The organism is Actinoplanes sp. NPDC051343 (assembly GCF_044455125.1).
Lineage (GTDB): Bacteria > Actinomycetota > Actinomycetes > Mycobacteriales > Micromonosporaceae > Actinoplanes.
Window position 1 is genome coordinate 1 of record NZ_JBITEL010000043.1, and the last position, 7,982, is coordinate 7,982.

Annotated in this window: 6 protein-coding genes; 2 read left to right on the forward strand and 4 right to left on the reverse strand. The window is 66.4% G+C overall.

Translation table 11 applies throughout. The features are described from left to right. Positions 1–615: 615 nt before the first annotated feature. Complete coding sequence (locus ACIA5C_RS48480; RefSeq protein ID WP_396068155.1) at positions 616–1,398, reverse strand: BTAD domain-containing putative transcriptional regulator; 783 nt, start codon at positions 1,396–1,398, stop codon at positions 616–618. 499 nt (positions 1,399–1,897) lie between these two features. On the opposite strand from ACIA5C_RS48480, the gene ACIA5C_RS48485 reads away from it, so the two are divergent. Beyond that, a complete protein-coding gene (locus ACIA5C_RS48485) occupies positions 1,898–2,188 on the forward strand; it encodes a hypothetical protein (protein ID WP_396068157.1) in 291 nt (96 codons plus the stop codon). Between the two features lie 153 nt (positions 2,189–2,341). Here ACIA5C_RS48485 and ACIA5C_RS48490 read toward each other — a convergent pair whose 3' ends face one another. Continuing rightward, positions 2,342–2,818 (reverse strand): MarR family winged helix-turn-helix transcriptional regulator, encoded by a 477-nt coding sequence (locus ACIA5C_RS48490; RefSeq protein WP_396068159.1) that lies wholly within the window; start codon positions 2,816–2,818, stop codon positions 2,342–2,344. Between the two features lie 7 nt (positions 2,819–2,825). Beyond that, positions 2,826–4,334, reverse strand: coding sequence for an FAD-dependent monooxygenase (locus ACIA5C_RS48495; RefSeq protein ID WP_396068161.1), 1,509 nt, complete (start codon positions 4,332–4,334; stop codon positions 2,826–2,828). A gap of 641 nt (positions 4,335–4,975) precedes the next feature. Between ACIA5C_RS48495 and ACIA5C_RS48500 the strand changes: the two genes are divergently transcribed. Then, complete coding sequence (locus ACIA5C_RS48500; RefSeq protein ID WP_396068163.1) at positions 4,976–7,231, forward strand: ATP-binding protein; 2,256 nt, start codon at positions 4,976–4,978, stop codon at positions 7,229–7,231. 317 nt (positions 7,232–7,548) lie between these two features. On the opposite strand, the gene ACIA5C_RS48505 is transcribed toward ACIA5C_RS48500, so the two are convergent. Further along, positions 7,549–7,982, reverse strand: a 434-nt coding sequence (locus ACIA5C_RS48505; protein ID WP_396068165.1) for an RICIN domain-containing protein, incomplete at its 5' end; no start/stop codon positions are given.

Below are 7,982 nucleotides of genomic sequence, written 5' to 3' on the forward strand. Positions count from 1 at the left end.
GGTCAACCTGGCGCCGACGGCATCAATACCGAGCCAAAATCAGCCACTACCAGCACCAACATCCATAACCATCACGATCTACGGCTGGAGTACTAAGCGCCTATCTGACCTTTTACCTCTACGTCGATTATGACTGAGTGATCTCAGCAAGAATTGGGTCAGTACAAGCGCGCTGCGGACGATGTTGCCGACACTGCAGCATTGCGGATTATCGCAGGCGACCGGATCGGAGATTGTCCGCAGCATCATAGGACGACTCGATCGGTCGCCCTGCGTGTGCCAGAGATGTCATCCTGGGGGTCGTAAAGCCGGTCCAGGTTGCTTGGCCTGCGGAGACCATCCGTCCCCGTAGCGTCCTCGTTGCATGCCGCCCTGGTTGAGCGCGACACCGTGGCTGCTCTCCGCTCGGCTTCGGCCTTGGCCAACTGAGGTGAGACGCCGCGTCGCCGCGCCAGGTCGCAGATCGTGGAGCCGGACCGGCGGCGGGCCGGATGCCGCGACCGGCGCGAAGGCCAGCCGCTCGGCGATCTGGCGCTTGCGCCACGCGTCGAGAACGGCCAGCGTGACCTTGTCGGGTGCCAGCCACCGGCCGCCCGCGTCGCTCTTGACGAAGTACTACGAGGCGCAGACGCCGACCCGCACATGACGACATTGTCGGCTGGCGATGGCCTGCTGAAGCAGCCGCAGTTGCGTGCAGGGGCCGACGCCTAGCTCCGCGTTGAGCACCTCGCATACGTCGTGGTACGCCCGCAGTGCGTCGGTTCTGCGCCCCGAACGGTACAGCGCCACCATGAACTGGGCCCACAGCCGCTCATGCAGCGGATGCCGACGAACCGTCGCCGCCAGTTCGGCCGCGAGTTCCTCGTGCTGCCCCAGGCCGAGGCGCGCGTCGGCGTAGTCCTCCATGGCCTCGAACCTCACCAGATCCAGACGCGCCGCGGTGGCGACGCAGAACTCGGCGGTGATTCCCTGCAACACCGCGCCACGCCAGAGGCCGAGCGCTTTCGCGAGGAGTTCGGCAGCCGCTCGATACCGGTCGTTTCTCAGCGCCTGGCGTCCGGTGGCGGCCAATTCCTCGAACAGGTACGCGTCGCACTCTTCCGTGCGAAGGTCGAGCCGATACCCGTTCCGGGACGTGGTCGGACGCGGCTCGTCGGCGGGGGCGGCCCGGGCCAGGACTCGCCTCAGATCCCACACGTACGAATTGAGGTTGGCCTGGGCTGAAACCGGTGGACGCTCGCCCCAGAGGACGTCGACGATCTCCTCGCGCTCGACCGTGGTACCCGGCCGCAGCACCAACAGGGCGAGCAACTCCCGCGCCTTCCGGCGCTTGAGACTGGTGGGCATTCCGTCCGGAGTGCGGACCTCCAGTGGGCCCAGCACGAGAAATGGTGGCACGCGTCACCTCCTTGGTTTGGTCCGTGATAGCCGTGGGTTGTGCCCTGGTCGAGCCCGCATCGACTAGCCGGAGGACAGTGCCGCTACGGCGCACCCGGCCAGCAGGTCAACCGTCGCGGCTTTCTGCCCCGTTACTCGTCGGGTCATCCGGCTCGCGCGTCAATGCCGCCTGGGACTTTTGGTTGCGAAGATAGTGGTTGGGCCTTTCACAGGCCTTTCACATTCCTGTCTTGCCACAGAACCGCGCGGCGGCCTTGGCGCCGCCGTGTTCCCGGTGCACCGGAACGGTTGGCCGCGCCGGCCTGCCAACGGCTTGAGCCGGCCTACCAGTACGTGTGTAGGGGTTTGTGTAGCGGTGGATGGTTGGCTCCGGTTGTCGGGCGCCACCGGTGACTATCTGGGAGGAGCTTGTTCGGTGACATGACGGCGTTCGCGGATCCAGTTCGCGGATCCAGTTCTTGGCATGTCCAAACGATCGGAGCCAGAAAGGAAATCGACGATGCGTAAACTCGTTTCCGCGGCAATCGCCGGACTGGTGCTCAGCGGTGTTTTGCTGGCGGGCGGCAGTCCGGCTACGGCAGCACCGGCTACGGCAGCACCGGCCGCGAGCGTGGCCACGCAGACCGCCCAACAAACCCCGAGCGGCCAGCATGTGTACTTCGACTGGTACTGGTCGCTCAGCGGCTGCGATGCGGCAGGTGAGAATCTGCTGGACAACGGAGTGGTCTACGAATTCTCGTGCGAGCTGAGTATCTATCTGACCTATTACCTCTACATCTGGTACGACTGACGATCTCAGCAAGAATTATTGGGTACGAGCGCGGCGCGACCGATGCGCTGACGCTGCGGGCCTAGCGGTGATGTGGAGGCTGGCCCAACGGTTTGTGCCGTGCCGCTGCTGCGACGGAGCGCGGGGCCGGGCCAACCGGTTCCCAGTCGGCGGTCACTGGGGGTTGGACCGCCAAGAGCTCGCTCGACGTGCCCGCGCTGGTCGTGCGGGGGCGCCGTGTTCGAGTGCGCTTACGAGGGCTTCCAGATGGGAGGCGAACTCGGCAATCTCGTGCTCTGTCCAGTCGGTCAGGTGGGCGGCGAACTGCGCGAAGAGGTTCTGCCGGAAGGCCCCGATGGCTTGCCGCCCGGAGGGTGTCAGTTCCAAGACGTAGGAACGCCGGTCGTGGGGGTCCGCGCGGCGTTCGACCAGCGACGCAGCTTGGAGCTCGGCAATGGCGCGGCTCACCGTCTGCGGTGGCAAGCTGAGTTCCTGGGCGATGGTGCTGGGCGTGGCGGATGAAACCGCGGCTAGATTGAGTACTCCAAGGGCCTGCTGGCCGAGTTCGGTTGCGGCGGCGGCGGACTGCTGAAGTCTGGCGGCACGGTGCAGGGCCCGGATGATCCGCCAGACCGGGTCGGTATCGTCCATATTGGCACTATCGCGCATCGGCGGCTGGAGTTGCGATCGCGAGGGCACGGTCGACGAGCTGGCCGATGTCGTCGCTGTCGAGAATGGCGCTGGCTAGCATCCCGTCGGGGCGGATCAGCCAGCCAGGGGCTCGACCGTACGTGCGCGTCCAACGATTCGCGTGTCGGACGTCGATGTTGGTGTCATGGAGCGCGACGATGTGGACTCGGTCATCGGCGGTCGTGAAGCCTTCGGAGACTACGGCGGTGAACCGGCTGGGGTCGATCAGGTCGAGGGTGCTGCGGCCATCACGCAAGGTGAGGTGCGGGGCGCGCGTGCCGGCGGCCATGCTCGGTGCCGCCGGGTCGTCGAAACGTTCCGCGCCGTAGTGGAGACCGAGCGAGAGACGCAGTGCGTCGATCTCACCGTCGGTGCGACCTTGGCCCGGCGCCTTCCTCGACCGCAGGAGAGCCTGCTCCACGATCATCCGATCGACCGGCCGACGCTCCGCCTCGTAACTGTCCAGGAGCCGGTCCGGTGCGTCGCCGCGCACCACCGCGGCCAGCTTCCAGGCCACGTTGTGCGCGTCCTGGACGCCGGTGTTGCCGCCGAGTCCACCGTAGGGTGGCATGACGTGCGCGGCGTCGCCGGCCAGTAGCACCCGGCCCGACCGGAAGCGATCGGCGACAAACGCCCCGGTGCTCCACAGAGCCACGTCCTCCAGCACGGGATGCAACTCGGCGATGCCCGTCGCCTCCCGGAGCACTCCGGTCAGCTCCGCAGCGAGTCCATCAGCCTCCTGGGCCGCCCATTCCGGCCGCATATATGTGCCAAGCTGCCACCGGCGTTCGGATCGATTACCGCGGGCGAACAAGAAGGCTCCCGCGGCGCGGCAGAAGACCGCGTCGACGATGCGGCCACGAAGTGCCTTCTCCAGGTCGGCCTGGAATACCGCGCTCACCGATTCCCCGGGCACCGCTGTCCCCGAGAGCCCGATGCCGAGCCGTTCGCGCAGCCGGCTTCGCGACCCGTCCGCCGCGATGACAAACCGGCTGCGGATCGTGCCTGGGCCGTCCGGACTGAGCACCTCCACGTCGATCGACTCGGACCCCTCGACGATGTGCACAACCGTGGTGTCGAAAAGCACGTCCGCGCCAAAGCTCTTCGCGGCATCCAGCAGGATCGGTTCGAGACGCTGCTGGTCGCACGAGTAGGGGGTGGTGGGGCTGAGATCCGCAGCCTCGACTTCCTCTGCCGGAGGCGCGATCCACGTGCTCAGCTCGCTCGCCATGGTGTCCGCGACAGCGAAGCCGCTACTCGGCTCGCCGGCCGCGCGGACCTCCGCTTCAATACCGAGCGCACGATAGAGCTCCATGGTGCGCACCGTCACCAGCCGCGCCTTCGGATGAACAGACGTCGACGGATGCCGCTCGATGAGCGTGGTAGCCACGCCTTGGCGTGCCAGGAAGGCTGCGCCCGCCAACCCCACGAGGCCGCCTCCGACCACGACAACATCCGTCTCGATAGTTACTCCCACGTAGTAACTATATCTGATCAGGGCGGTCGCCGCCCGGGCGGCCGCGGCCGGGCTGTCCGGCAATACCGCTGAGGACTTCGTCCTGGCCGTGCACGAACTGGACACTTGGCACGCGGGTTCGCATCCGTCGCGAATCGCGGTGTCTCGCCGGGTACTTCGGTTTCCTGGAGATAGGCCGTTCAGGGCTTGGTTGTGGTGCCAGGATCTGGTCGTGCAGGCCGGACAACACGGTGAGGGAGCTGGCGGAGTTGCTCGGTAGGGAGGCGCGGGCGGGTGTGTGCGTCGCTCAACCACCCGTAGCAGTCGATCAGTCGAGGGTGCGCACCATGGCGACAGGACAGTCAGCCCGTGTCGGTCGCCACCCACGGCTCAGCCTGGCGCCGCTGATCGGTGACCAGGACCAGCCCGGTAGAGGAGGTCGGTAGCGTGCGTAGTCCGGTTTGGGGCAGGGCAACGACTACATTCGCCAGGGTAGGCAGCCCCGATGCGATGCTCTTGGTCGCGCTTCCCATGTGGTTCGGAACGACATGGACCAAGGAAATAGCGAAATATGGGAACAGGCAAGGCATGGGGGGAGGCAGGATCCGGGTAGGGAGATCGTGCCGGGTCGGCGTAGCGCTGCGACACAAGGCGCATTGACAGTGGACGAGGCGAATGAGCAGTCCTCGGCGTTCGGCAAGATGCTGCTGAGCCACCGGCGCGCGGCCGGCTTGAGTCAGGCGAAGCTAGCCAAGGCTTCCGGTGTGAGCATCCGTGCATTGCGGGAGCTGGAACGTGGCCGAGCGCAAGCGGCCAAGCAAGGTTCGGCTGAGATGCTCGCTGTTGCGCTGAAGCTGACGGGCACGCAGCGTGAGCTTTTCCTGGCGGCGGCAAAGGAAGGCCGTCGTCGTGTTCCGAATGTGTCCGCGGCGGCGCTGTGTGCGCTCCCGCCGCGAATGCAGTCCTTCGTCGGACGTGAGGGTGAACTGTCTCGCCTGCGTGCGGAAGCGGCTGTAGGCGGTGCCGTAGCCATCATCGGACATCCGGGTGTGGGGAAGACGTCGCTGGCTACGGCAGCGGCCTACGAGTTGAGCCCTCAGTTCCCGGACGGCTGCTTCTTCATCGACATGCGCGGCATGGACGATGAGCCGCTCGCCGTACGCAGCGCGCTCGACCGGCTGCTGCGTGCGCTTGGCGTCCCGCCCGCCCAGATTCCGGTGTCGGCGGCGGAGCAGGCCGGCCTGCTCCGCGTCCTGCTGGACAATCGTCGCGTTCTGGTGGTGCTGGACAACGTCGCCGACGAAGCGGACGTTCGCCCGCTGCTCGTGAACAGCCGCGGATGCCTGACCCTGATCACCTGCCGTCGGGCGCTCGGCGGGCTGGAGCACGTCCGGCGGCTTTGGCTGGACCTGCTCAGCCATGCGGCGGCCGTCGAACTGCTTTCGGTGACCACCGGCTCCGCTCGCGTCGAAGCCGAGCACGAGGTGGTGGCTGAGCTGGTCCAGTTGTGCGGATACCTGCCGCTGGCGGTTCAGATCGCGGCCAACCGGCTGGCGAACCGGCCACACTGGTCCTTCGCATATCTCGTCGATGAGTTGCGCGACACCCAAGTCAGGCTGAGTTCGTTGTCCTCCGGAGACCTGCAGGTCCGCTCCGCCTTCGAGGTCTCCTACCGTCGGTTATCGACTGCCGCGCAGGGGCTGTTCCGCCGGTTGGCGGCCGTGCCCGGACCCGACTTCGGGCTCGAACTAGCGAAGGTGGTATCGGAAACGACCGAGCCGCAGGTGCGCCTGCACCTCGAAGAACTCGCCGAGGCCAACCTCGTACAAGCCACGCAGACGACGGGCCGCTTCCAGTTTCACGACTTAATCCGGATCTACGCCGCGGAACGGCTTGCGGCCGACGAGCAGACGGCCGCGCGGAAGCAACTGACCGACGCGGTGCTCGACCATCTCCTCGGCACGGCGATTGCGGCCGGCGAGCAGTTCTTTCCCGACAGCCGGGCTGACTCCCGGTTCGCTTCGGGGGCCGAGGCGGCCGAATGGCTGGATCTCGAGGCCGGAAACTGGCAAGCCGCGCAACAGTCGGCGATGCGGCTGGGCCGCGAGCGCGACGTGCTCCGGCTGGCCAAAGTGATGCACTGGTACTCCGACACCCGCTTCATGCGCCATCCGTGGGATCGCATCTTCACCCTCGGCGTCTCCGCCGCGCGGGCACTCGGAAGCCGGCGCGAACTGGCCACCTTGCTGAACTTCCTCGGCTGGGCACAACGAGACCGGGTAGACGACGAACCTGTTCTCCTCACGCACCAGGAAGCGCTCGCGGCGGCCAGAGACGTCGACGACCAGCAGGAGCAGGCGTGGGCGCACGCATACATGGGCACGACGCTGATGCGGCTGGGCCGATTCGACGAAGCGCGAGAGCACACGCTGGAGTCCACGCGGCTGGCCGGAGAGCTCGCCTTCTGGCCGGTGCAGGTCCCTATACGACACCGGCTGGGCCGGCTGCTACGGGTAATGGGCCGCCACGACCAGGCACTCGCGGTGCTTGAGGAACTGATCGAGGATGCGGAGGAACACCGGGACGAACTACCGCCGGAGAACCGCCTGTGGATGACCGGGTTCGTCGTGGAAGAAATCGCCCACACGTTGAAGGAGCTGAAGCAGTGGCGACGAGCGGCCGAAAGCTACCGGGAGGCCCGTACGGCGTACACATCCTACGCGGCGGGCGATGGCGCCCATCTGGCCGCCGCCATCGCCTTCCACGAGGGCACGGCGTGGCATGAGGCCGGCGAGGACGCGCGAGCCCGCGAATGCCTGGAATTGGCACTGAACGCGCTGACGGACCGGGACGTGTCCATACGCCGCGAAGAAGTCCTAGCCGAACTGGAGCGCCTACCCCCTTCGGCGAGCCGATGAACCGAGCGCATACCGGACGACAGGCCGCCGACGAAGAACGCGACGCGGTTCCAGCCACCGATCTTGGGAATACGATGTCAATCAATGGAAAGCCGTTGACCGGGACTTTCGTCCTTGACCTATACCGCCAGCCCTCGGACCCCGCCCGCGTCGACAACCACCGCGCCTTGCCGGCGGCCAGCGGGCGCGCAGCTGGGCGCGGCGCTGCTCGATCGCGGGAACCCGGCTGCGGTCGGCATAACCGATCAGGTGCCCGGCGCCGCATTGCCGACACTCGGGCTGGACCATCGGCCAAGATCGCGCTCGTGAGACCCGGCCTACAGGTCGTCCTGGTACATCCACTGGTTGAGCCCCGTGTTCTTGTCATAACCAATGACGTGTTCACCGGAGCGGTGACTGTCGTGGTAGACGTCGACGCAGAGCCCTGCGACGGGGTTGGTCATCCGGTACACGGCGACGCCGTCGTAGCTGGCACGGGTCAGGTTCCACAGTTCGCTCGCCACGTTAAAGTTGCACCGTTCCTGGGTCAACGGCTGGTCGTAGCCGTGCTCGACGGTCATGCACATCTGGGTGGCCTTGTTGATCAGCATGTTCGGGGTGCTGGGCACCAGGCACCAGTCGAGCAGGACCTGGTTCTGCACCGGGACCGTCGACGGGTCTAGACACCTTTCGGGTTGGGGGTCTGGCGCAGATCCACTGTGACGCTTGCGGGTGATCGTCTCGGTAACCCGTCGTCGAGTCTGCTGAGCTG